The sequence below is a fragment of the Methylobacterium haplocladii genome, from assembly GCF_007992175.1.
Lineage (GTDB): Bacteria > Pseudomonadota > Alphaproteobacteria > Rhizobiales > Beijerinckiaceae > Methylobacterium > Methylobacterium haplocladii.
Window position 1 is genome coordinate 46843 of sequence record NZ_BJZT01000013.1, and the last position, 24201, is coordinate 71043.

The following is a 24201-nucleotide window of genomic DNA, read 5'->3' on the forward strand; positions in this document are numbered from 1 at the left end:
TGCCGTCGGATCGGCCGGATAATCAGGCCGGGATCACGTCGATGATCTCGTAGGTGTCCGGATCGATGATGACGATGTCGTCGCCCACGAGGACGTAATCGTAGCCGCGATAGGCCGGCACCAGGGTCAGGATCGCCGCCGGGAGCGGGTTGAGCCGGACCGAGCGCGGGATGGCCGTGCCGACGCTGACGTTGAAGTTCACGTTTGTGAGCGGCCGGACGCCCGAGCGGGTGATGGTGGAGCGGAACTCGGTGCGCTGGGTCGAACTCAGGCTGCGCGAGGCGCCAGCCGCATTACTGCGGCCACCACGTCCGCCCGCCTCGCCGCGACCGCCGCGCTCGCCGGCTTCACTCTTGCCGTCGCGGTCCCCGCGGTCGGCCTTGCCGTCACGGCCACCGCGCTCGCCTTGCGCATCGCGGCCGCCCTTCTCGCCGGCCGCTCCCTTCTCGCCGGCCGCTCCCTTCTCGCCGGCTGCGCCCGGCTTGCCGCTCTTCTCGCCGCCGGCCGCACCGGCCTTGCCGTCTTCGCGGCCGGCCGCTCCGCCGCGGGCACCGCCGGCCGAACCGTCCTCGCCGGCGCCGCGCGCACCTGCGCCACCGCGGGCACCGCCCTCGGCTCCACCGGCCTCGCCGCCGCGGGCTCCACCGCCGGCCGCACCGCCCATTTCACCGCCGCCGCCGCCGCGAGCTCCACCGCCGGCTCCGCCCGCAGCGCCGCCGGCGCCACCGCCCACACCACCACCGGCTCCCCCTGCGCCGACGCCAGCACCACCACCAGCGCCCCCGCCTGCTCCACCGCCCGCGCCGCCGGCGCCACCGCCCTGCGCGAAGGCCGTCGTCGCTCCGACCACAACCAGGGCAGCCGTCATCGTGCTCCGAAAGAGCTTGTTCATGGCGTCGTTTCCCGTCTGTTGGTTTTACCGGCAACCCTCACGGCGCCGTATCCAGCCCCGCAACGAGGAGATGCAGGAAACCGTTCCGTGACGTTCCGCAATCGCGCGACACACGGCTCCTCGTTTGTCGAGTATCGGCCTCACCTGTCGAGTAGCCGAGATATTCGATCATCGGATTTCCGCCGCTCGTGACGTCTCCCAAAGCTTGGGCATGGCACATTGGTGCGGGACCGAGCCGTCCTGTTGCGGTACGGGCCGCCCGGCGGCGTCGCTGACGCCAACGTGCTGTCGCGCCGGATTGGGAGCAGGTCGCTGGCTTAGACCGGGCAGGCGATGCGCCGTCCACCTGTATGCAAGATGCGGACAGCATTCGCGAAGGGCTTGTGCCGTCCGGCGCTTTGCGCGACCGTCCGGCTCAACAGGCAACCGGCGCAAAGCCCGGTGCCGCGGGAGGTACCATGACCGACGCCCTCGCGATCGCCCCCGCGGCGCCCGACGATCCGGACGATCGCCGTCGCCGCATCCTGGCGATCGTCGGCTCGTCCTCCGGCAATCTCGTCGAGTGGTACGACTTCTACTGCTACGCCTTCTTCGCGCTGTACTTCGCGCCCGTCTTCTTCCCCTCCGGCGACAGCACCAGCCAGCTGCTGCAGACGGCGGGCATTTTCGCGGTCGGGTTCTTCATGCGCCCCGTCGGCGGCTGGCTGTTCGGCCGCATCGCCGACCGGCTCGGGCGCAAGACCTCGATGATGATCTCGGTGCTGATGATGTGCGCCGGCTCGCTGCTGATCGCGGTGCTCCCGACCTACGAAACCGTCGGCACGCTGGCGCCGGTCTTCCTGCTTCTCGCGCGGATGATCCAGGGCCTCTCGGTCGGCGGCGAATACGGCACCAGCGCCACGTACATGAGCGAGGTCGCGAGCAAGGGGCAGCGCGGGTTCTACGCCTCGTTCCAGTACGTCACGCTGATCGGCGGACAGCTCCTGGCCTCGCTGGTGCTGGTCACGCTGCAAACGGTGATGACCAAGGAGCAGCTTGTCGGCGGCGGCTGGCGCATCCCGTTCGTGATCGGCGCCCTCGCCGCGGTGGTCGCGCTGTTCCTGCGCAGCTCGCTCGCCGAGACGGCGACGAAGGACAACCTCGAGTCCAAGGAGTCGGGCACTTTCTCGGCCCTGTTCAAGCACTGGCGCGCGTTCTGCGTGGTGCTCGCCTATACGGCCGGCGGCTCGCTGAGCTTCTATACGCTCACGACCTACATGCAGAAGTATCTGGTCAATACGGCGCACATCAATCCCATCGTCGCCTCACGCACGATGACGGCGGCCTTGTTCACCTACATGATCATCCAGCCGTTCTTCGGCTGGCTCTCCGACCGGATCGGCCGCAAGACCAACATGCTGCTGTTCTCCGGCCTGACCATGCTGCTGATCGTGCCGCTGATGACGGCGATCGGCGGCAACACCGATCCGGTCCTCGCCTTCGGCCTGATCATGACCGGGCTCGTCGCGATCAGCTTCTACACGGGTATCAGCGGCATCGTGAAAGCCGAGCTGTTCCCGACCCACGTCCGCGCGCTCGGCGTCGGACTGTCCTACGCCATCGCGAATTCGATGTTCGGCGGCACAGCCGAATATGTGGCGCTGTGGTTCAAGAACGAAGGCATGGAGAGCACCTTCTTCTGGTACGTCGCCGTGATGCTCGCGATCTCCTTCGTCGCCTCGCTGATCATGCCGAACCCCAAGCGCCACGGCTATCTCGACGGTGACGGCACCGTCGAGGAGGCGCTGATGCGCAAGACCCGGCTGGCGACGGCGTAGGGTCTCTCGCAACACGCCCGTTCCCCGGGAGTTCTCCCCCGGCCCAAGGAGTCCCCGCGGGAATGTTGTGGGAAGCACTGGGAGCGCCTTCCTCGTGAAGGCATGTGGCGATCACGCGTCCTGGAGGTTCTCCTGGATCGGGCCATGGCGTTCCGGCCGGTCGGATCGATCGGCCGCCGCCTCAGGCCGCGCGCCGGGCGCTCAGCAGCCGGTCGACGACTTCCAGGATCTGAACGTCCTTGTCGATGCGCTGGGCGCAGAGACGGGCGACCATCAGCGGCAGGTGCCAAGCCCGGATCTCTTCGCGGTTGAGACCACTCAAGCGGCGATAGCAGCGGACGTACCAATCGGCTGCGACGCCCCGGAGCTTGTCGGCCTTTCCCGACCGGTCCTTCGGCAGGCGGCCGTAGCGGATCATCAGTTCCGTGCGGGCGACATCGGCGGCCGGGCAGCCGGCACCCGCCTTCTGCCAGTCGATGACGGCGAGGCCGGCCGGGGTGCACAGCACGTTTCCCGGATGGATGTCGTTGTGACAGAACGCGTCGCCTCCGGGCAGGCGATCGAGCGCGGCCAAAGCCGCCTCGCGCGTCGCCTCGGAGACGCGGGCCCAGCCGATATCGTGCGCCAAGCGGGCGCGTTGCAGGGGCAGATCTTGGGCGGGCAGGGCGTGGATCGCGTGCTGGATCGCGGCGAGCCGGCGCAGGGCCAGCATCATCCCGAGCGGATTCTTCGCATAGCGCTTCAGCATGGTCGGGCCGTGCAGGCGCTCGAACAGGATGCCGGTGCGCCCGTCCCTTTTCAGCAGCGCGATGGGTCGCGCCACGGGCAGGCCGCGCGCATGCGCCAGGGCACTGGCGCGGAATTCATTCTCGATCGCGGCGGGTTCGGAGGGCTCCCGGTAGAGCTTCAGCACCCGGTCGGTGCCGTGCAGGAAGACCTCGGAGCTCAGGCCGGAATCGACGGGCACCGGGCCGGCTGGATTCCCTTCGGCAGGCATGCGGTCCGATCTCGCCCTCTGATGCGCGGCTCGCGGGGTAGATGCGCCCGCCGGCGACGGCAAGCAGTCTCGGCCGCACACCACCCGTGACTCGGGGTCCGCGCCTCCTTATGAGGACGCGAGCATGGCCGGGGCGTGACGCGCGCCCGGCCGACCCAGGACGCATTTCCACACCCCCGAGCGATCCACGATGAGCGGCGTCAACGAGATCCGGTCGACCTTCCTCGACTACTTCCGCGATGCGGGCCACGCCGTGGTGCCGTCCTCGTCGCTGGTGCCGAAGAACGACCCGACGCTGATGTTCACCAACGCCGGCATGGTGCAGTTCAAGAACGTCTTCACCGGGATCGAGAAGCGCCCCTACGTCAAGGCGACCTCGTCGCAGAAGTGCGTGCGCGCCGGCGGCAAGCACAACGACCTCGACAATGTCGGCTACACCGCGCGCCACCTGACCTTCTTCGAGATGCTCGGCAACTTCTCCTTCGGCGACTACTTCAAGCCGCAGGCGATCGAGATGGCCTGGACGCTGATCACCAAGGAGTTCGGGCTGAAGCCCGACAACCTGCTGGTCACCGTCTACGCGGATGACGACGAAGCCGCCGGTCTCTGGAAAAAGATCGCGGGCTTCCGCGACGACAAGATCATCCGGATCGGGACCTCCGACAATTTCTGGCAGATGGGCGATACCGGCCCCTGCGGTCCATGCTCGGAGATCTTCATAGACCGGGGCGATGCCTTCGCCGGCGGCCCGCCCGGCTCGGCCGACGAGGACGGCGACCGCTTCCTGGAGTTCTGGAACCTCGTCTTCATGCAGTACGACCAAGTCGCGCCCGGCGACCGGCGTGACCTGCCGCGCCCCTCGATCGATACCGGCATGGGCCTCGAGCGCATGGCCGCGATCCTCCAGGGCGTGCCGACGATCTACGAGACCGACCTGTTCAAGGCTCTGATCGATTCGGTGGCGCATGTCGTCGGTCGGCCGCCCGAGCCGGCCACGGTCGCCTCCTACAAGGTCGTCGCCGACCACCTGCGCTCGGTCTCGTTCCTGATCGCCGACGGCGTGCTGCCCTCGAACGAGGGCCGCGGCTACGTCCTGCGCCGGATCATGCGCCGCGCCATGCGCCACTTGGAGCTGCTCGGCGCCCGCGAGCCGACCATGTTCCGCCTCGTGCCGACGCTGGTCCGCGAGATGGGGCAGGCCTTTACGGAGTTGACCCGGGCCGAGCCGCTTATCTCGGAGACGCTGCGCCTCGAGGAGACCCGCTTTCGCCGGACGCTCGAACGCGGCCTGACCATCCTCGATACCGAGACGCGTGATCTGCAGTCCGGCCAGAACCTGTCTGGCGAGACCGCCTTCACGCTCTACGACACCTACGGCTTCCCCCTCGACCTGACGCAGGACGCCCTCAAGGCCCGTGGCATCGGCGTCGACACGGCCGCCTTCGACGCGGCGATGCTGCGCCAGAAGCAGGCGGCACGGGCCGCATGGCAGGGCTCGGGCGAGGCGGCGACCGAGACGGTCTGGTACGCCGTCCGCGAGCGCACCGGCGCCACCGAATTCTTGGGCTACGACAGCGAGCAGGCGGAGGCCGTCGTCGGCGCCCTGCTGCGCGACGGCGCCGAGGTCGAGGCCCTTTCGGCCGGCGAGAGCGGGCTCGCGGTTCTGAACCAGACGCCGTTCTACGCCGAGTCCGGCGGTCAGGTCGGCGATACCGGCAGCCTCACCGGCCCCGGTCTCAGTGCCCGCGTGACCGCGACCGAGAAGAAACTCGGAGACCTGTTCGTCCACCATGTCGAGGTCGTCGAGGGAAAACTCGCCCTCGGCGCGGCGGTGGAGCTGAAGGTCGATCATGGCCGCCGCTCGGCGATCCGCGCCAACCACTCGGCGACCCACCTGCTGCACGAGGCCCTGCGTCAGGTGCTCGGCGACCACGTCGCGCAGAAGGGGTCGCTCGTTTCCCCGGATCGCCTGCGCTTCGATATCAGCCACCCGAAGCCCATCGAGGCGGACGAGCTGCGCAAGGTCGAGGAGATCGCCAACGCGGTGCTTCTCCAAAATCAAAGCGTCATCACGCGCCTGATGGCGGTGGACGAGGCGATCGAATCCGGCGCGCGTGCGCTGTTCGGCGAGAAGTACGGCGACGAGGTGCGCGTCGTCTCCATGGGCAAGCCGGTCGACGACGCGGGCACCGAGGTCGAGGGCGGCCGGCTCGCCGACTTCTCGATCGAGCTCTGCGGCGGCACCCATGTCGGCCGCACCGGCGATATCGGCCAGATCACCGTGCTCGGTGAGAGCGCGGTCGGCGCCGGCGTTCGCCGCATCGAGGCGATGACGGGCCATGGCGCCCGCCGCCACCGCGCCGACGAGAGCCGGACGCTGAGCCAGCTCGCCGGCCTGCTCAAGGCGCCCGTCGCCGACGTCACCGATCGCATCGCCGCCCTGGTCGAGGATCGCCGCCGGCTGGAGCGCGAGCTCACCGACGCTCGGAAGAAGCTCGCGATGAGCGGCGGCGGCAACGCAGCCGGCGGGAGCGACGACGGCACCCGCGAGATCGCCGGGGTCAAGGTGATGGCCCGCGTCGTCGAGGGCGTCGAGATGCGGGATCTCAAGAGCCTCGCCGACGAAGGCAAGACCCGGCTCGGCTCCGGCATCGTCGCCATCGTCGGCGTCGCGGCCGACGGCAAGGCCGGATTGGTCGTCGGCGTCACCGAAGATCTCGCCGAGCGCTACGACGCCGTGGCTCTCGTCCGTGCCGGCGCCGGCCATCTCGGCGGCAAGGGCGGCGGCGGTCGCCGCGACATGGCCCAGGCCGGCGGCCCGGACGGGGCCGGTGCCAACGCAGCGCTGGAGGCGATCGTCGCGGCGCTGACGGCAGCCTGATTCGGCGACTTCGTTTCGAATCGCACCCGTCCTGTCATATCCCTTTCACCAGCGATGGTGAGAGAGACGGCGGGACCGGCCGGCTCGCTCCATTGCGGCCGGCAGGACGACGGGAGACGACCATGGGCCATCGCACGGCAATCGGGCTCGCACTCCTGACGGCGCTGGTTCCGCTCCAGGCCCGGGCGCAATCGGCGGCGAACGTCGCCGCACTCAAGGGTCTCGCTCCGGTCAGCATCCTGCTGAACACACCCGAAGGGCAGGCGGCGCTGCGCGCGAACCTGAGCGTCACCGGCGGTATCCAGACCGGCGCGCTCACGCAGCCGCTGCTTCTGCCTTTCGCCGAGCAGCAGCAGCTCGCCCTGCGCGACGCCTTCATCACCGACGGCAACGCCACCGAACTCGCCGATGGTCTGGGGAGTACCCTCGGCGGCGCCTATCAGGCCAAGGCGCGCTACGAGACCTTCAAGGATTTTTCGAGCGTCTCGAAATCCGTCGCCGACCTGATCGGCTACACGAACAACGTCACCAAGTCCGATTCGAACGCCGGCAAGTATTTCTTCGCCAACGCCACCACGCACGGCAAGGAGCCGGTCTCGCTGGCCGCCTCCGCCATCCTCACCGCCAATGGCGGTACAACCGACGTCTTCGGCAAGGCCTATGGCCGTCTCGCCGGCAGCGTCGGCGCCGACGCTTTCGGAAATTCGCGGCCGTTCCAGACCGATCCGATCCTCCTCGCCTACCGCGGCGCGGACTATTTCGGAATGCCGTCGCACAGCCTCGACTGGCTGCGGGGGCCGAGCCAGAACCTGACGGATAGCCCGTCCTACCCCAGCGGCCACACCACCTACGGCTACACCGAGTCCGTGCTCCTCGCGATCCTGGTGCCGGAGCGCTATCAGCAGATGATCACGCGGGCGGCCGAATACGGCAACAACCGTATCGTGATCGGCGCGCATTACGCGATGGACGTGCTCGGCGGGCGCACCGTGGCGCTGCACGCCGTGGCGCATCTCCTGGCCAACCACCCGGACTATGTCGGTCAGGCCCGGAAGAATCCGGCCGTCATCAACGCGATGGGGCAGACCGAAGGCGAGGGCGTCGTCATCGCCGACTACCCGGCCGCTCTGAAGGTGGCACGCGCGGACCTCACGGCTTTCCTGACGGCCTCCTGCGGCGGCCCTGTCGCCGCCTGCGCCGCGACGGATCTCGGCCGGTTCAAGGATGCATTCGCCAACCGGGCCTTCTACGAGACCACCCAGACCTACGGCCTGCCGGTGGTGTATCCGGCAACCGCCGGGCGTGCGGTGGATGTCGGCCAGACGGCACCCGAAGCCGGCTATCTGCTGACCGCCGCCTTCCCGTCCCTGACGCTCGACGAAGCGAACGCGATCCTGACGGCGACCCTCGGGCCGGGCGGCGGATTTCTGGACGATGGGTCGGCGTTCGGGCTGTATTCGCGGCTCGATCTCTATGCGGCTGCAGGGAAAGCCGCGGCACTGGCGGCGGGAAAACCAGCGGCGCCGTGACTCGAGCCGCCTAACCTGCCGCCCATGGATCGACGAGCGTGATCCCGCACGCCAAAAAGTCGCGCGTGCTTCGCGTCGCCAGACGGGCGCCGCGTGATCGGACGATGGCCGCAATCTGACCGTCGATCTGGCTGATCGGCCGCCCGGCACGGCGGCGCTCGGCTGCGATCTCGGCATAAGCCAGCGCCGCATCGGAATCGAACGGAAGCACCCGTCCTGCGAAGTCGGTTTCGAAGATCGGACGTGCGAATTGCACCAGATCGGTCCGGCGTCGGCCTGTCGGCAAGAGGCTCAAGCCGTAGAATACCTCCGCCTGGGTCAGGGTCGTGGTGAACAGGCCCGTGCTCGGCTGATCTCCGATCCAGGCAAGAACCCGCTCGTTCGGTATCCCGCGCATCAACTCGGCGATGACGTTGGTATCCAGAACGATCACGCCGAGAAGTCCGGCGGCTCCCGCGCGGCTTCACGTGAAACGTCCGGGAGATCGACACCGCCGAGCGTCGAGAATCGTCCGTGGATTGCCCGACCGAGATGCTGTGGGACCGGGTTCTCCGTCGACAGAGCGGACCGGAGGATGTCGCGCGCCTCCTCTTCCATCGAGCGACCGTTCATGGCGGCGCGGACGCGCAGCCGCGTCTTGATGGCGTCGTCGATGTTGCGGATCGTCATGACCGCCATTGGCCGCTCTCGTCAGTCAATGACTGCAGATTAGTCATCGACTGACGCGCGGGCAAGACCGCTATTCGAGGCGCCAGTCGATCGGAGCCAGTCCACGCTCCACCAGCCAGGCATTCGCCCGCGCAAAAGGCCGCGAGCCCGGAAAATCGCGGGCGCGGTTGAGCGGGGAGGGGTGGCCCGAGGCGATGATGCCGTGGCGGGCGGCGTCGATCAGCGGCGCGCGCGCGCGGGCCTGGGCGCCCCAGAGCAGGAAGACCGAGGGCGAGGTCCGAGCGGAAACTGCCCCCACCGCCTCGTCCGCCAGCCGCGACCAGCCGAGCCGCAGGTGCGCCCCGGCCTTGCCGGCCTCCACCGTCAGCGCCGCGTTGAGCAGGAGCACGCCCTGTTTGGCCCACGGCGTCAGGTCGCCGGTCCGGAAGACGGGCTTCTCGCCGTGTGCCGCTTCGACCACTTCGAACAGGATGACCTTGAGCGAGGCCGGAAGGCGACGCGGGCCGACATAGGAGAAGGCGAGCCCGTTGGCGTCGCCCGGTGTCGGGTAGGGGTCCTGCCCGAGGATCACCGCCTTGACGCGATCGAGGGGCGTCAGCGAGAGCGCCCGGAAGATGTTCTCGGGACTCGGCAGGAGCTCGGCACCCGCCGCGGCGCGAGAGTCGATCCGCTCGGCCACAGCCTCGGCGCCCCCGTCGGAAAAGAACGGCAGCGTGAGCCAGGGCGAGCCGCTGGCGCGAAATGCTTTCAGGGAGTCGGCGACGGGTCCGTGAGACATCGCCGCCGAATCGCAGATGCCCTAGCGCTTGGCCAGCCCGTCGCGCACGGCCTTGGCGTTGCGGCGGATCGCCGGCCAGATCCAGGCACCGGAGGCGAGGTAGACGCCCGCGGGCATCGGCTTGAGGTCGACGGCGAGGCGTTCGGCCAAGCCCGGATTGGCGAGGCGGCCGATGGGGGCGTCGGTCTTGCGATAGACCACCGTGGTGTCCTCGCGCCAGTAATCGGTGTGCGGCACCAGGCCGGCGCGGCGGGCGAGGAGGTCGAAGGTCTCGCGGACGTAGCCGTGGACGTGGGCGAAGTGGAAACGCTCGTGCGGCGGCTTGCCGGTGGCGGCCATGTTCGGCACGGCCGCGTAGAGCACCCCGTCGGGCTTCAGCCAGCCGGCCAGCCGCTCCACGGCCTCGGCCGGGTTGCGCAGGTGCTCCAGCACGTGGTGCGTCGAGATCACGTCGAAATGCCCGGCGGGGAAGCGGCCCGCGTCTTCCGCCTCGTCCAGGACTTCGACGCCGTGATGCTCGCGGGCGTAATTGGCGTAGTCGCGGCCCGGCTCGACGCCGATCGCCTCGCAGCCGCGCCGGCGCGCTTCGGCCAGGAACTCGCCCGAGCCGGAGCCGAAATCCAGCAGCCGCGCGCCGGGCACGAGCTTGGCCGACAGGAGGTCGGCGCGAAACACCGCCTCGCGGGCCGAGCGGTTGAGGTGGTGGCGCGGCGGGCCGCCGGAGAAGGCGAGCTGGTAATCGGCGCGGTAGGAGGTGGTGTAGTACTCGGCGAGCTCGTCCGGTGTCGGCATCGGGTCGGTGCGGATCAGGCCGCACTGGACGCAGGCGATGGATTTCAGCGTCTTGAGCCGCCGGTCGGTCTCCGCGACGGTGATCGCCTCATGCGCGCCGCACAGGTTGCAGGCGGCCGGTGCCCCCTTGTACGGGTAGCCCGTGAACGGCACGAAATGCTTCAGGAAGTAGTGGGGGGACGGCATGCCGCGCTGGCCTCCGGGGCAATTTCGGGCGATGTGTGATCGGGTCGTGTGGCGAAAACACGATTGAGGACGGCTCGAGGATCGTCCGATGGCAACTCGAGACCGGCAGACTGCGCGCTTTGGCGCAAGATTAGCCTGCAGACAACCGGACCGCGTTCCCTCTATCGGCGTTGATCGTCCGCGGGGAGACGCCCTGCCGTGACCGGAAGCGTGATGAACGAACGCGTCGAGCCCAAGACCTTGCAGCCCGAGACCGTGCATTCGCACGAGCCCGTGCCTCTGCCGGTCGCGATCCCCACCATGCCGGGCGATCACCCGCGGGTGACGTGCGGCCGCGTCGGCGTGCTGCTCATGAATCTCGGCACGCCCGAGGGCACCAGCTACTGGCCGATGCGCCGCTATCTCAAGGAGTTCTTGTCGGACCGCCGCGTGATCGAGGTGCCGCGCCTGATCTGGTGGCCGCTCCTGAACCTCATCATCCTGACGAAGCGCCCCGGCCCCAAGGGCAAGGATTACGACAGCGTCTGGAACAAGGAGCGTGACGAGGGTCCGCTGAAGACCATCACCCGCGGCCAGTCCGAAAAGCTGCAGGCGGCGATGGGCGACACGGTGCTGGTCGACTGGGCCATGCGCTACGGCAAGCCGGAGGTCTCGGTGCGCATCCAGGCGATGCTGGACGAGGGCTGCGACCGCATCCTGCTGGTGCCGCTCTACCCGCAATACGCCGCCGCCACCTCGGCCACCGCCTGCGACCAGGCCTTCAAGGCGCTGATGCAGATGCGCTGGCAGCCGACGGTGCGGGTCTCGCCGCCGTATCACGACGACCCGGTCTACATCGAAGCGATGGCCGATTCGATTCGCGAGGGCCTCGCGAAGCTCGATTTCGAGCCCGAGGTGATTCTGACCTCGTTCCATGGGGTGCCCAAGAGCTACCTGCTCAAGGGTGATCCCTACCATTGTCAGTGCCTCAAGACCGGCCGGCTGATCCGCGAGAAGCTGGGCTATTCGACGGAGAAGATGCGCGTCACCTTCCAGTCCCGTTTCGGCAACGAGGAATGGCTCAAGCCCTACACCGACGAGACGGTGATGGCTTTGGCCAAGTCCGGCGTGAAGCGCATGGCGATCGTCGCCCCCGGGTTCACCGCCGACTGCCTGGAGACGCTGGAAGAACTCGACGGCGAGAACCGCCACTATTTCGAAGAAAACGGCGGCGAGCACTACGCCTTCATCCCCTGCCTCAACGATTCCGATCTCGGCATGCGGGTGATCGAGAACGTGGTAAGACGGGAGCTGCAGGGCTGGATCTGAGGCCCGCGTCGCCCGAGTCCGAGCCATGGCCTCACTGCCGAACCCGGCCGCGGAGCGCCCGCTGGCCTTCGCCGTCCGCCACATCAACGCGTCCGCACGCGATCCGATCGATGCGCCGACGCTCCTCGCCGCGCTGATGGCGGAGACCGTGCCGGCCGCCTTTACGCATCATGTCCGCGCCTTCTTCGACGAAGTCGAGATCGAGACGATCGGCGATCTCGTGCGCAGCGGGGCCGTCACTTATCCGATCCTCGCCCGCGGCGCCCGGCGCTGCCTCGCGCCCGGGCACGAAACGCGGCAGTGGCTCGATGAGCGCGCCTGAGACGCGCTGGCGGGAGCTTCTCGATCTCGCGCTGCCGGCCCTCGATCATGTTTTCGGAGCCGAAGCCGACGAGACGAAGCCTGCTCCTTGGACGCTCGGCGGTGGCACCGCCATCGCGCTCTCGATCGATCACCGCGTCAGCTACGACGTCGACCTCTTCGTTCCGACGGTTCCGTTGAAGCTGTTCACGCCTGCCAGAAATCCGGCCGCGGCTCGCATCTCGCCGAATTTCCAATGGCCAGGCCATTCCCTGAAGTTCGAGCGGGCCGAAGGTGAAATCGATTTCCTCTCGCCGGTCCTGCAGACGGAGCCGGGCTATGGCTGGCGGGATTACGGCGCTCGCCGGATCCCGGTCGAGACGCCGGAAGAGGTCGTCGTCAAGAAAATCCGCTTTCGCGCCGCGCGATTCACGGCGCGCGACGTCTTCGATCTCGCAGCCGTCGCGAACGTCAGGCCCGGTCTCGCAAAGCTGCTCGCCCAAGAGGTCTCCGACGCGCTCCAGCGGACCTGTGAAGCCCTGGAACTGCAGGCCGCGCGCGGGACAGAAGCGCTGGCGCAGAGCATCGTCCCGACACCGTCGTCCGCCGGCCTCGTGGCCGAGGCCTTCACGATCGGCCGCCGGGTGCTCGCGGAAGCCATCTTGCTGGCGGCCTCTCGACGGGCGTGAATGGCGGACGCGATTCGCACCGCTCGACCGAGGAGGAGCGCATGGACATCAAACCCGCCCTCGTCGCGGTCCTGCCCGCGAACGACCTCGACGCCTCCCAGGCCTTCTACACCCGGCTCGGTTTCCGTTGCGACGACGGCGCAGCCGGCTATCGCATCCTGACCCATCCGACTGGCGCCATGTTGCACCTCACGGCCGCGGTCGAAGGCTGGCTGGTGCGAGGCCGCAATCCATTCGGGCTCTATCTCTACGCGGCGGAGGTCGACGCGCTGGCCGAGCGTTTTGCCGGCGAAACCCTCGAGCCGGGCGGCGTCGAGGACAAGCCCTGGGGCATGCGTGAATTCTCGCTGTCCGATCCCGACGAGACGCTGGTGCGGATCGGCTGGCCGCTGCGCCTGTTGCGGGGTGCGTGAGCGGCGGTGCTAAACCCTTCCGCCGATTCCCTGGCCGGGTGTTCGAATCGGGGGAACCGTCGCCTTGCGCGGAGCGACGGTGCCATGCTACGGCCACCCCGCGCTGGAGGGGGGGTGTCGCCACCCGCCCGAATGCCCGGCGCATTCCCATTTTTCCACGGTTCGCCGAGCCGCCGCCCCGATCCTCGGCGGGCACGGTCCGCGGAACCGGCGGGCACGAAACAAAAGAGAGCGGGCAGGTGGCGCAGAGCGGTTCCGACGGTACCCTGGTCTCCGGTGTGGCGGGCCGCTACGCGCTCGCCCTGTTCGAGCTGGCGCGTGACGAAAAGCAGATCGACGAGGTCTCCAAGAACCTCGATCAGTTCGACGCCATCTACAATGAGAGCGACGACCTGCGCCGCCTCGTGAGGAGCCCGGCCTATACCGCCGAGCAGCAGAAGCCCGCGATCGAGGCGATCCTGGCCAAGGTCGGCATCGGTGGCATCGCCGCCAACTTCATCAAGCTCACGGCCGCCAACCGCCGCCTCTTCGCTCTCCCCGACATGATCCGCGGTTATCGCGAGAAGGTGCGGGAATCGAAGGGCATCGTGCGCGCCGAGGTGCGCGTCGCGGAGAAGCCCTCCGACGCCCTGATCCAGGAGATCGAGGCGACGCTCCGCGAAGTCGCCGGCTCCGAGATCGAGCTCGACCTCAAGGTCGATCCGAGCCTGATCGGCGGCATCGTCGTCAAGATCGGCTCCCGCATGGTCGACGCATCCCTGCGGACCAAGCTCAACGGTATCCGCCTCGCCATGCGCGCCGCCTGAACGGGCACGCGCCGCACGGCTCATCCGAACACGCGACAGACGTCCGACACTCATAAGAAGGCCCGACGATGGACATCCGCCCCGCCGAGATCTCCGCGATCCTCAAAGAGCAGATCAAGAACTTCGGCGAAGCCGCCGAAGTCTCCGAGGTCGGGCAGGTGCTCGCCGTCGGTGACGGCATCGCCCGCGTCTACGGCCTCGACAAGGTCCAGGCCGGCGAGCTGGTCGAATTCGAATCGGGCGTGCAGGGCATGACCCTGAACCTCGAGAACGACAACGTCGGCGTCGTGATCTTCGGCTCGGACCGCGAGATCAAGGAAGGCCAGACCGTCAAGCGCACCGGCGCCATCGTGGACGTTCCGGTCGGCAAGGGCCTGCTCGGCCGTGTAGTCGATGGCCTCGGCAACCCGATCGACGGCAAGGGCCCGATCCAGTCGACCGAGCGCCGCCGCGTCGACGTGAAGGCGCCCGGCATCATCCCGCGCAAGTCCGTTCACGAGCCGATGGCGACCGGCCTCAAGGCCGTCGACGCGCTGATCCCGATCGGCCGCGGTCAGCGCGAGCTGATCATCGGCGACCGCCAGACCGGCAAGACCGCGATCGCGCTCGACACCATCCTCAACCAGAAGCCGCTGAACCAGGGCGACGACGAGAGCCAGAAGCTCTACTGCGTCTACGTCGCCATCGGCCAGAAGCGCTCCACCGTCGCCCAGTTCGTGAAGGTCCTCGAGGACCAGGGCGCCCTGGAATACTCCATCATCGTCGCGGCCACCGCTTCCGACCCGGCCCCGATGCAGTTCATCGCGCCCTTCGCCGGCTGCGCCATGGGCGAGTACTTCCGCGATAACGGCATGCACGCCGTGATCGTCTACGACGACCTCTCCAAGCAGGCCGTCGCCTACCGCCAGATGTCGCTGCTGCTGCGCCGCCCGCCGGGCCGCGAGGCCTATCCCGGCGACGTGTTTTACCTCCACTCGCGCCTGCTCGAGCGCGCCGCCAAGATGGGCGACGCCGCCGGCAAGGGTTCGCTCACTGCGCTCCCCGTCATCGAGACCCAGGCCAACGACGTCTCGGCCTATATCCCCACCAACGTGATCTCGATCACCGACGGCCAGATCTTCCTCGAGACCGACCTGTTCTACCAGGGCGTCCGCCCGGCGGTGAACGTCGGCCTCTCGGTCTCGCGCGTCGGCTCCTCGGCCCAGACCAAGGCGATGAAAAAGGTCGCCGGCAAGATCAAGGGCGAGCTCGCGCAGTACCGCGAGATGGCAGCCTTCGCGCAGTTCGGCTCGGACCTCGACGCCTCGACGCAAAAGCTCCTGAACCGCGGCTCGCGTCTCACCGAGCTCCTGAAGCAGGCGCAGTTCGCCCCGCTGAAGATGGAAGAGCAGGTCGCGGTGATCTATGCCGGCGTGAACGGCTATCTCGATAAGATGCCCGTCAGCAAAGTGCGTCCCTTCGAGGACAAGCTGCTCGAGACCCTTCGCTCCAAGCATTCGGACCTGCTCGGCGCGATCCGCGACTCGAAGGACCTGTCGGACGACAGCGCCGGCAAGCTCAAGAGCGTGGTCGAGAGCGTCTCCAAGTCGTTCAACTGATCTCGCACACACCACGTCATCCCGGGGCCGCGAAGCGGAACCCGGGATCCACTCACAAGCTCCGAGTTTCGGTATCGTCGCTCCCAGTCGTGGTTTCCGGGTTCGCCTGCGGCGCCCCGGAATGACGGTGACATGGAAGCGGCAAGGATTACGAAAGCTTCTCGATGCCGAGTTTGAAGGATCTGCGGAATCGCATCACTTCGGTGAAGTCGACGCAGAAGATCACCAAGGCCATGCAGATGGTCGCCGCCGCCAAGCTGCGGCGCGCCCAGAACGCCGCCGAGAGCGGACGGCCCTACGCCGAGAAGATGTCCGCGACGCTCGGCAATCTCGCCGCGAACCTCGTGGGCGGCGTCGGCGCCCCGAAGCTGCTCTCGGGCACCGGTGAAGACAAGACCCATCTGCTCGTGGTCTGCACGGCCGATCGCGGCCTGTGCGGCGCCTTCAACTCGTCGATCGCGCGGCTTGCCGCCCGGCACGCCCGCAAGCTCCAGGGCGAGGGCAAGACGGTCAAGATCTTCACCGTCGGCAAGAAGGGCTACGACATGCTCCGCCGGCAGTTCCGGTCGGAGATCATCGAGAACATCGACATCCGCGGCACTAAGCCGGTGGACTACGCCTTCGCCAGCGAGATCGCGGACAAGATCCTCGGTCGCTTCGACGCCGGCGAGTTCGACGTCGCGACCCTGTTCTACTCGCAGTTCAAGTCGGTGATATCGCAGGTGCCGACGGCGCAGAAGCTGATCCCGGCCGAGCTGCCGAGCACCGACGGCAAGACCTCGACCGGCGCCTCGGCGGATGCCGCCATGGAGTTCGAGCCGAGCGAGGAGGCGATCCTCACGACGCTGCTGCCGAAGAACCTCACGGTGCAGGTCTACAAGGCGCTCCTCGAGAACGCCGCCTCCGAGCAGGGCTCGCGCATGAGCGCCATGGATTCCGCCACGCGCAACGCGGGCGAGATGATCAAGAAGCAGACGCAGATCTACAACCGCACGCGTCAGGCCATGATCACCAAGGAACTCATCGAGATCATTTCGGGCGCGGAAGCGCTCTGACCCACAGGGCGCTCTCCGACGGACCGGATGCCGGTTCGTCGCCAGGGAGCGCGACGCAACAGATCATCTGAAGGACACGCTCTCCATGGCGAACACCGCTTCCCCCGCCACCAACTCCAAGGGCCGCATCACCCAGGTCATCGGCCCGGTGATCGACGTGCAGTTCGACGGCCACCTGCCGGAGATCCTGAACGCACTGGAGACCACCAACCAGGGCAACCGCCTCGTCCTCGAAGTGGCCCAGCAGCTCGGCGAGAGCACGGTCCGCTGCGTCGCCATGGACACCTCGGAAGGCCTCGTGCGCGGCCAGGAGGTCTCCGACACCGGCGCGCCGATCAAGGTGCCGGTCGGCCACAACACCCTCGGCCGCATCATGAACGTCATCGGCGAGCCGATCGACGAGGCCGGACCGATCCACTCGGACACGCTCCGCGCCATCCACCAGCCGGCCCCGGCCTATACCGAGCAGTCGACCGAGTCGCAGATCCTCGTCACCGGCATCAAGGTGGTGGATCTCCTCGCCCCCTACGCCAAGGGCGGCAAGATCGGCCTGTTCGGCGGCGCCGGCGTCGGCAAGACCGTGCTGATCATGGAGCTGATCAACAACATCGCCAAGGTGCACTCGGGCTACTCGGTCTTCGCCGGCGTGGGCGAGCGCACCCGCGAGGGCAACGATCTCTACCACGAGATGATCGAATCCAAGGTCAACAAGGATCCCAAGGAGAACGGCGGCTCCGCCGAAGGCTCCAAGTGCGCGCTGGTCTACGGCCAGATGAACGAGTCCCCGGGCGCCCGCTCGCGCGTCGCGCTGACCGGCCTGACCATCGCGGAAGATTTCCGCGACCAGGGCCAGGACGTGCTGTTCTTCGTCGACAACATCTTCCGCTTCACGCAGGCCGGTTCCGAGGTCTCGGCGCTTCTCGGCCGCATCCCCTCGGCGGTGGGCTACCAGCCGACCCTGTCGACCGACATGGGCGCCCTGCAAGAGCGCATCACCACCACCACCAAGGGCTCGATCACCTCGGTGCAGGCGATCTACGTGCCGGCCGACGACTTGACCGACCCGGCGCCCGCCGCCTCCTTCGCCCACTTGGACGCGACCACGACGCTGTCGCGCTCGATCGCCGAAAAGGGCATCTACCCGGCGGTGGACCCGCTCGACTCGACCTCGCGCATGCTCTCCCCCGCCATCCTCGGCGAGGAGCACTACGACGTCGCCCGCCGCGTGCAGCAGACCCTGCAGCGCTACAAGGCGCTCCAGGACATCATCGCGATCCTCGGGATGGACGAGCTCTCGGAAGAGGACAAGCTGACGGTGGCCCGCGCCCGCAAGATCGAGCGTTTCTTCTCGCAGCCCTTCTCGGTCGCCGAGGTGTTCACCGGCTCGCCGGGCATCCAGGTGCCGCTGGAAGACACCATCAAGGGCTTCAAGGGCCTCGTGAACGGCGACTACGACGACCTGCCCGAGGCGGCGTTCTACATGGTCGGCACCATCGAGGACGCCAAGGAGAAGGCCAAGAAGCTGGCGAAGGACGCCGCGTAAGCGGCCTCCTGCTGCCGTCGTTGCGAGCGTAGCGAAGCAATCCAGGGCCAAAGCGCCGATCGTCTGGGATGCGCTCTGGATTGCTTCGGGTTCCCCTCGCAATGACGACTGACGGAGGACCGGCTGGTCCAAGGTCCTTCGCGAATCGTCAGCCTTTCCCCGCTGGGGCGAGGCACATGCCAACCGGACGACGGAAACGCTCAAACGATGGCCACCTTCCACTTCGATTTCGTCGGCCCCGAGCGGACGCTGTATTCCGGCGAGGTCGAGGCCGTTCAGATCCCCGGTACGGAGGGCGAGATGACGGTGCTGCCGGGCCACGCGCCCGTACTCACGACCCTCAAAGTCGGGGTGATCACCGTCACCGAGAAGGCCGGCAGCGGCAAGCGCATCTACGTGCAGGGCGGCTTCGCCGATATCGGCCCGAACGCCGTGACCGTGCTCGCCGAGCGCGCCGCGCCGATCGAGGAGGTCAATCCGGCCATGATCGATAAGGAGATCGAGGCCGCCGAGCTCGCCCGCGACGCCACCGAGGATCTCGAGAAGCGCGAGCAGCTCAACGGCCAGATCGTGCAGTTGCGCGAAGCCAAGCACGTCCTCGGCGCCAACTGAATTTTCGGCAGTCCGTATCGGCGGCTCCCACAGACGAAAACGCCCGCCGGGAGCCCCTTCCGGCGGGTGTTTTCGTGTCTGCCGCCGCTCTCGCGGCCGCTCTCCGCCTGTGCCATCCTCGCCGCGCATCGAGGAACGCCCATGCTCCATCATCGTCTGCCGTCCGTGATCGCCGGTCTTGCCGCCACGCTCCTTCTCGGAAGCGCCGCGGCGCAGGAGGTGAAGCGCACCGAGCTCGGCCGCACGCCCGTCTCCGGGGTCGAGGGCAAGGAGATCGTGGTCCAGCTCGTCGAGATCCCGCCGGGCGCGACCTCCAAGCGGCATTTCCACAATGGCGAGGAGGCGTTCTACGTCCTCCAAGGCGGTACGGCGCAATCGCCCGGTAAGGAACCGAAGACCCGCCCCGCCGGCGAGAACGGCATCAACCTGCGCGAAGTGCCCCACGCCGGCTACACCAATGTCGGCGCCGTGCCCTTGAAGATCCTGTCGGTCTACGTCGTCGACAAGGACAAGCCGCTCCAGGTGCCGGTGCCCTGAGCCGGGACATCGACCCGGAACGAAGATGGAACTTCTGCCGATGAGCGGCTTGCGGCGTGAGAACAAAAGAGGTACAAAATGGGCTGCGGCGCCGCATTGAGAACGCTGCCCGCCCCATGCATAAGGAAGCCCGACTCATGGCCCAGCCTGCGCTGAAGATGGTGGAACCCTCGACGATGGCAGTGGACAAGGACAAGTCGAAGGCGATCGACGCCGCTTTGTCCCAGATCGAGCGTGCCTTCGGTAAGGGCTCGATCATGCGGCTCGGCAAGAACGACAAGATTGCGGAAGTCGAGACCGTATCGACCGGGTCGCTCGGCCTCGACATCGCGCTCGGCGTCGGCGGCCTGCCGCGCGGCCGTGTCATCGAGATTTACGGCCCGGAATCCTCGGGCAAGACCACGCTGGCGCTCCATACCATCGCCGAGGCCCAGAAGACGGGCGGCGTCTGCGCCTTCGTCGACGCCGAGCACGCCCTCGACCCGATCTACGCGCGCAAGCTCGGCGTACAGCTCGACGACCTGCTGATCTCGCAGCCCGATACCGGCGAGCAGGCGTTGGAGATCACCGACACGCTGGTGCGCTCGGGCGCCATCGACGTCCTCGTGGTCGACTCGGTCGCCGCGCTCACGCCGCGCGCCGAGATCGAGGGCGAGATGGGCGACAGCCAGCCGGGACTTCAGGCCCGCCTGATGAGCCAGGCCCTGCGCAAGCTCACCGGCTCGATCTCGCGGTCGAAGTGCATGGTCATCTTCATCAACCAGATCCGCATGAAGATCGGTGTCATGTATGGTTCGCCGGAGACCACCACCGGCGGCAATGCGCTCAAGTTCTACGCCTCCGTCCGCCTCGACATCCGCCGCATCTCGACCCTGAAGGATCGCGACGAGGCGATCGGCAACCAGGTCCGCGTCAAGGTCGTCAAGAACAAGGTCGCGCCGCCCTTCAAGCAGGTCGAGTTCGACATCATGTTCGGCGAGGGCGTGTCGAAGGTCGGCGAACTCATCGACCTCGGCGTGAAGGCCGGCATCGTGGAGAAGTCCGGCGCCTGGTTCTCCTACGACAGCCAGCGCCTCGGCCAGGGCCGCGAGAACTCGAAGGGCTTCCTGCGCGACAACCCGGCCATCGCCGACAAGATCGAAGCCTCGATCCGCCAGAATTCGGGCCTCGTCGCCGAGCGGATTCTGGAGACGGTCAAGCCGAGCGCGGACGAGTTGGACGACTGATTGGAATATCTCTCGCCCTTGCGGCTACTGCCCGTAGGGCTTCGGGTCGAAGCCATTCTCTTCTATCGTCCCACCAACCCCACTCACCCTGAGGTGTCCGCGCCAGCGGGCCTCGAAGGGTCCTCCAGAGATCGCGGCGGCATCTGGAGGACCCATCCAGGCCTCCGCTGCGCTGCGGCACCTCAGGGTGAGGATGTGGGTGGGAGGGCCGATCGGATCCGTAGTGGCGTAGCCCGCAATGGGGGGAGGGCACGTCCCGAGCATCACTCGGCAGCCTCGGTATAAGCCTCCACCGGCGGGCACGAGCAGACGAGGTTTCGATCGCCGTAGGCGTTGTCGACGCGGTTCACCGGCGGCCAGTACTTGTCCATGCGCAAGGACCCGCCCGGGAAACAGCCGGCTTCCCGCGAATAGGGCCGCTCCCAGGGGCCGATCAGGTCCTGCACCGTATGCGGCGCGTTCTTGAGCGGGTTGTCCGTCCGGTCCATGCGCCCGTCCTCGATCGCCCGGATTTCCTCGCGGATCGACAGCATCGCGTCGCAGAAGCGGTCGATCTCGCCCTTGGTCTCGGATTCCGTCGGCTCGATCATCAGGGTGCCGGCCACTGGCCAGCTCATGGTCGGCGGGTGGAAGCCGGCATCGATCAGGCGCTTAGCGACGTCGTCGACGCTGATTCCGGCGCTCTTCTGGAAGGGCCGAACGTCGACGATGCATTCGTGCGCCACGCGTCCGGTCTTGCCCGAATAGAGGATTGGGTAGGCGCCCTCGAGCCGCTTCGCGATGTAGTTGGCGTTGAGGATGGCGACGCGCGTTGCCTGGGTCAGGCCGCGGCCGCCCATCATCAGGCAGTAGCTCCACGAGATCGGGAGGATCGAGGCGGAGCCGAAGGGGGCGGCCGAGACCGCGCCCTCCTGGCCCGAGCGCGGGTCGCTCGGCAGGAACGGGATCAGGTGCGCCTTGACGCCGATCGGCCCCATGCCCGGCCCGCCGCCGCCGTGGGGAATGCAGAAGGTCTTGTGCAGGTTGAGGTGGCTGACGTCGGCGCCGATGTCGCCGGGCCGGGCGAGCCCGACCATCGCGTTGAGGTTCGCCCCGTCGAGATAGACCTGTCCGCCGTGGCCGTGGACGATGTCGCAGATCTCGCGCACGCGGGTCTCGAACACCCCGTGCGTCGAGGGATAGGTGATCATGCAGGCCGCGAGGTTCGCGGAGTGCTGCTCGGCCTTCCGCGAAAAATCGTCGACGTCGATGTTGCCGTGCGCGTCGGCGCCCACCACCACGACACCCATCCCGCACATCTGCGCCGAAGCGGGGTTGGTGCCGTGCGCCGAGGACGGGATCAGGCAGACGGTGCGATGGCCCTCGCCGCGGGAGAGGTGGTAGCGGCGGATCGCGAGCAGTCCGGCATACTCCCCCTGCGCGCCCGAGTTCGGCTGCATCGAGATCGCGTCGTAGCCGGTGATGTCGCAGAGTTTCTGGGAAAGGTCGTCGATCAGCTCCTTGTAGCCGAGCGCCTGGTCCTCCGGCACGAAGGGATGGATCTCGGAAAACTCCGGCCAGGAGATCGGCAGCATCTCGGCGGTGGCGTTGAGCTTCATCGTGCAGGAGCCGAGCGGGATCATCGCCCGGTCGAGGGCGAGGTCGCGGTCGGCGAGGCGGCGCATGTAGCGCGTCATCTCGCTCTCGGCCCGGTTCATGTGGAAGATCGGGTGCGTGAGATACTCGGACGTCCGCTCCAGCGCCTTCGGCAGCCGCTGCTCGGGATAGCTCTCGTCGTAGTCGAGCGCCGCGCCGCCAAAGGCGCGCCAGACCGCCTGAACGATGTCGGGCCGGGTGCGCTGGTCGACCGAGATGCCGATGCGGTCCGTGCCGATCTTGCGCAGGTTCACGCCGTTCTCCACGGCGCTGCGCAGGATGACGCCCTGGAACGCCCCGACCTCCACCGTGATCGTGTCGAAAAACTCCTTCGGCTCCACCGCGAAGCCGAGGGCTTCGAGGCCCTCGGCGAGGCGCACGGCGTCGCGGTGGACACGCAGCGCGATCGCCTTCAGCCCGAGCGGCCCGTGATAGACCGCGTACATCGAGGCGATCACGGCGAGCAGCACCTGGGAGGTGCAGATGTTCGAGGTCGCCTTCTCCCGGCGGATATGTTGTTCGCGGGTCTGCAGGGCGAGGCGGTAGGCGCGGTTGCCGCGCGCATCCACCGAGACGCCGACGAGTCGGCCGGGCAGTCCGCGCTTGTGCGCGTCGCGGGTCGCCATGTAGGCGGCGTGCGGGCCGCCATAGCCCATCGGCACGCCGTAGCGCTGCATCGAGCCGATGGCGATGTCGGCCCCCATCTCGCCCGGCGCCTTGAGCACGGTCAGCGCCAGCGGGTCGGCCGCCATCACCGCGACGGCGCCGGCCTCATGGAGCCCTGCGATGACGTCCGAAAAATCGTGGATCGCGCCGCAGACGCCCGGATACTGGAAGATCGCGCCGAACACCGCGGCCGGGTCGAGATCCGAAAACGGGTCGCCGACCTGGATCAGCCAACCGAACGGCGTCGCGCGTGTTTTGAGGACCGCGATCGTCTGGGGCAGGCACTCGCGATCCACGAAGAAGGTGTTCTGGCCGTTCGTCGCGATGCGCTTGGCCGTGCCCATCGCCTCGGCTGCGGCGGTGGCCTCATCGAGGAGCGAGGCGTTGGCCACGTCGAGCGCCGTCAGGTCGCAGACCAGCGTCTGGAAGTTGATCAGCGCCTCGAGCCGGCCCTGACTGATCTCCGGCTGGTAGGGCGAATAGGCCGTGTACCAGGCCGGGTTCTCGAAGATGTTGCGCTGGATCGCCGGCGGCATCGTGGTGCCGTGGTAGCCCTGGCCGATCAGCGAGACGAGCAGCCGGTTCTTGTTCGCCGTCGCCCGCATCCGCTCGATCGCCCGCCGCTCCGTCAGCGAGCGCCCGAAATCGATGTACTCCGCCTGCCGGATGTCCGGCGGCAGCGTCTCGTCGATCAGCGCGTGCAGGGTCTTCGCCCCCACCACCTCCAGCATCTCGGCGATCTCCGAGAGCTTCGGGCCGATATGCCGGCGGGCTGCGAAATCGAACGGATCGTGCTTGTCGACCTTCATGGGGCTGGCCTCGCTGAGACGCGATGGAAGTGCCGCGGCGCGACCCCTTGGTTTTTTGTTTGCGCAGCGATGCAGCAGCCTAGCCCGGCGCGCGGCGCCTGTGGAGGTGGCGCTTGGTGCAATCGTCGGGGGCGCCGTGCTGCCGCCGATCGACTTGGCTCGCGGACAAAAACGCCGGCTTGCTCATCATGGACGGCCCATACCCTGACGGCATGTCGGTCGAGATTCCTATCTGCTGCAGATGGACGAGCCGGGCCACGCGCCGCGGATCGTCTTCCAATGGCCGATCTCGGCGCCCGACGGGCGGTCGCCGCGCGTGCGTTCGGTCTGGTGGGTCGACGACGAAGACGCTGCACACTTCGTCACGGCCATTCCGCTGACGGATTGAGGCTAGGGACCTATGATGCTCCGACGATCGGCGGTCGTCAGGAATAGCGAGAGAGCCGCGACCATGTCCCACACC

22 protein-coding genes are annotated in these 24201 nt (G+C 67.8%); 15 read left to right on the plus strand and 7 right to left on the minus strand.

Going from position 1 to position 24201, the window contains the following annotated elements; all coding sequences use genetic code 11:
• Positions 1-22 precede the first annotated feature (22 nt).
• Entirely contained in the window at positions 23-892 is an 870-nt protein-coding gene (locus tag MHA02_RS06770; RefSeq protein ID WP_147077846.1) for a DUF1236 domain-containing protein, read from the minus strand.
• A 458-nt stretch (positions 893-1350) separates the two neighbouring features.
• On the opposite strand from MHA02_RS06770, the gene MHA02_RS06775 reads away from it, so the two are divergent.
• A complete protein-coding gene (locus MHA02_RS06775; RefSeq protein WP_147077847.1) occupies positions 1351-2709 on the plus strand; it encodes an MFS family transporter in 1359 nt (452 codons plus the stop codon).
• A gap of 181 nt (positions 2710-2890) precedes the next feature.
• Here MHA02_RS06775 and MHA02_RS06780 read toward each other — a convergent pair whose 3' ends face one another.
• A complete protein-coding gene (locus MHA02_RS06780) occupies positions 2891-3706 on the minus strand; it encodes a phosphotransferase family protein (RefSeq protein ID WP_147077849.1) in 816 nt (271 codons plus the stop codon).
• Positions 3707-3896: 190 nt separating this feature from the next.
• Here MHA02_RS06780 and alaS point away from each other — a divergent pair, with 190 nt between their 5' ends.
• Both alaS and MHA02_RS06790 read left to right on the plus strand, forming a co-directional pair.
• Entirely contained in the window at positions 3897-6587 is a 2691-nt protein-coding gene (alaS, locus tag MHA02_RS06785) for an alanine--tRNA ligase (RefSeq protein WP_147077851.1), read from the plus strand.
• A gap of 122 nt (positions 6588-6709) precedes the next feature.
• A complete protein-coding gene (locus MHA02_RS06790) occupies positions 6710-8116 on the plus strand; it encodes a phosphatase PAP2 family protein (RefSeq protein ID WP_147077853.1) in 1407 nt (468 codons plus the stop codon).
• 10 nt (positions 8117-8126) lie between these two features.
• Here the strand turns inward: MHA02_RS06790 and MHA02_RS06795 are convergent, their stop codons facing one another.
• The 4 genes from MHA02_RS06795 to MHA02_RS06810 form a co-directional block, all read right to left on the minus strand.
• Positions 8127-8549 (minus strand): type II toxin-antitoxin system VapC family toxin, encoded by a 423-nt coding sequence (locus tag MHA02_RS06795; protein WP_147077855.1) that lies wholly within the window; start codon positions 8547-8549, stop codon positions 8127-8129.
• Entirely contained in the window at positions 8546-8794 is a 249-nt protein-coding gene (locus MHA02_RS06800; protein WP_147077857.1) for a FitA-like ribbon-helix-helix domain-containing protein, read from the minus strand. The genes MHA02_RS06795 and MHA02_RS06800 overlap by 4 nt, the downstream gene beginning before the upstream one ends.
• Before the next feature lie 61 nt (positions 8795-8855).
• Positions 8856-9563, minus strand: a complete 708-nt coding sequence (locus tag MHA02_RS06805; protein ID WP_147077859.1) for a uracil-DNA glycosylase — start codon at positions 9561-9563, stop codon at positions 8856-8858.
• A gap of 21 nt (positions 9564-9584) precedes the next feature.
• On the minus strand, positions 9585-10541 hold the full coding sequence (locus MHA02_RS06810) for a class I SAM-dependent methyltransferase (protein ID WP_147077861.1): 957 nt from the start codon (positions 10539-10541) through the stop codon (positions 9585-9587).
• A 213-nt stretch (positions 10542-10754) separates the two neighbouring features.
• Here MHA02_RS06810 and hemH point away from each other — a divergent pair, with 213 nt between their 5' ends.
• From hemH to recA, 11 genes are all read left to right on the plus strand, one after another.
• Positions 10755-11849, plus strand: coding sequence for a ferrochelatase (hemH, locus tag MHA02_RS06815; RefSeq protein ID WP_147077863.1), 1095 nt, complete (start codon positions 10755-10757; stop codon positions 11847-11849).
• 25 nt (positions 11850-11874) lie between these two features.
• On the plus strand, positions 11875-12171 hold the full coding sequence (locus MHA02_RS22075) for a hypothetical protein (protein ID WP_170249074.1): 297 nt from the start codon (positions 11875-11877) through the stop codon (positions 12169-12171).
• The gene (locus MHA02_RS06820; RefSeq protein ID WP_170249076.1) at positions 12158-12838 is read left to right on the plus strand and encodes a nucleotidyl transferase AbiEii/AbiGii toxin family protein; all 681 of its coding nucleotides are present in this window, start codon (positions 12158-12160) and stop codon (positions 12836-12838) included. The genes MHA02_RS22075 and MHA02_RS06820 overlap by 14 nt, the downstream gene beginning before the upstream one ends.
• Before the next feature lie 41 nt (positions 12839-12879).
• On the plus strand, positions 12880-13251 hold the full coding sequence (locus tag MHA02_RS06825) for a VOC family protein (RefSeq protein WP_147077867.1): 372 nt from the start codon (positions 12880-12882) through the stop codon (positions 13249-13251).
• Between the two features lie 239 nt (positions 13252-13490).
• Positions 13491-14057, plus strand: coding sequence for a F0F1 ATP synthase subunit delta (locus MHA02_RS06830; protein WP_147077869.1), 567 nt, complete (start codon positions 13491-13493; stop codon positions 14055-14057).
• 68 nt (positions 14058-14125) lie between these two features.
• A complete protein-coding gene (gene atpA, locus MHA02_RS06835) occupies positions 14126-15655 on the plus strand; it encodes a F0F1 ATP synthase subunit alpha (protein WP_147077871.1) in 1530 nt (509 codons plus the stop codon).
• Between the two features lie 164 nt (positions 15656-15819).
• A complete protein-coding gene (locus tag MHA02_RS06840; protein WP_147077873.1) occupies positions 15820-16710 on the plus strand; it encodes a F0F1 ATP synthase subunit gamma in 891 nt (296 codons plus the stop codon).
• An 85-nt stretch (positions 16711-16795) separates the two neighbouring features.
• Positions 16796-18253 (plus strand): F0F1 ATP synthase subunit beta, encoded by a 1458-nt coding sequence (atpD, locus tag MHA02_RS06845; protein WP_147077875.1) that lies wholly within the window; start codon positions 16796-16798, stop codon positions 18251-18253.
• A gap of 207 nt (positions 18254-18460) precedes the next feature.
• Positions 18461-18865 (plus strand): F0F1 ATP synthase subunit epsilon, encoded by a 405-nt coding sequence (locus tag MHA02_RS06850; protein ID WP_147077877.1) that lies wholly within the window; start codon positions 18461-18463, stop codon positions 18863-18865.
• A 141-nt stretch (positions 18866-19006) separates the two neighbouring features.
• Positions 19007-19402 carry a cupin domain-containing protein gene (locus tag MHA02_RS06855; RefSeq protein WP_147077879.1) on the plus strand — a complete coding sequence of 132 codons (396 nt, stop codon included), beginning with the start codon at positions 19007-19009 and terminating at the stop codon, positions 19400-19402.
• Between the two features lie 158 nt (positions 19403-19560).
• On the plus strand, positions 19561-20628 hold the full coding sequence (gene recA / locus MHA02_RS06860; RefSeq protein ID WP_373318367.1) for a recombinase RecA: 1068 nt from the start codon (positions 19561-19563) through the stop codon (positions 20626-20628).
• A 263-nt stretch (positions 20629-20891) separates the two neighbouring features.
• On the opposite strand, the gene gcvP is transcribed toward recA, so the two are convergent.
• Positions 20892-23738, minus strand: a complete 2847-nt coding sequence (gene gcvP, locus MHA02_RS06865) for an aminomethyl-transferring glycine dehydrogenase (RefSeq protein WP_147077883.1) — start codon at positions 23736-23738, stop codon at positions 20892-20894.
• A gap of 241 nt (positions 23739-23979) precedes the next feature.
• Here gcvP and MHA02_RS22080 point away from each other — a divergent pair, with 241 nt between their 5' ends.
• Entirely contained in the window at positions 23980-24126 is a 147-nt protein-coding gene (locus MHA02_RS22080; protein ID WP_170249078.1) for a hypothetical protein, read from the plus strand.
• Positions 24127-24201: the final 75 nt, after the last annotated feature.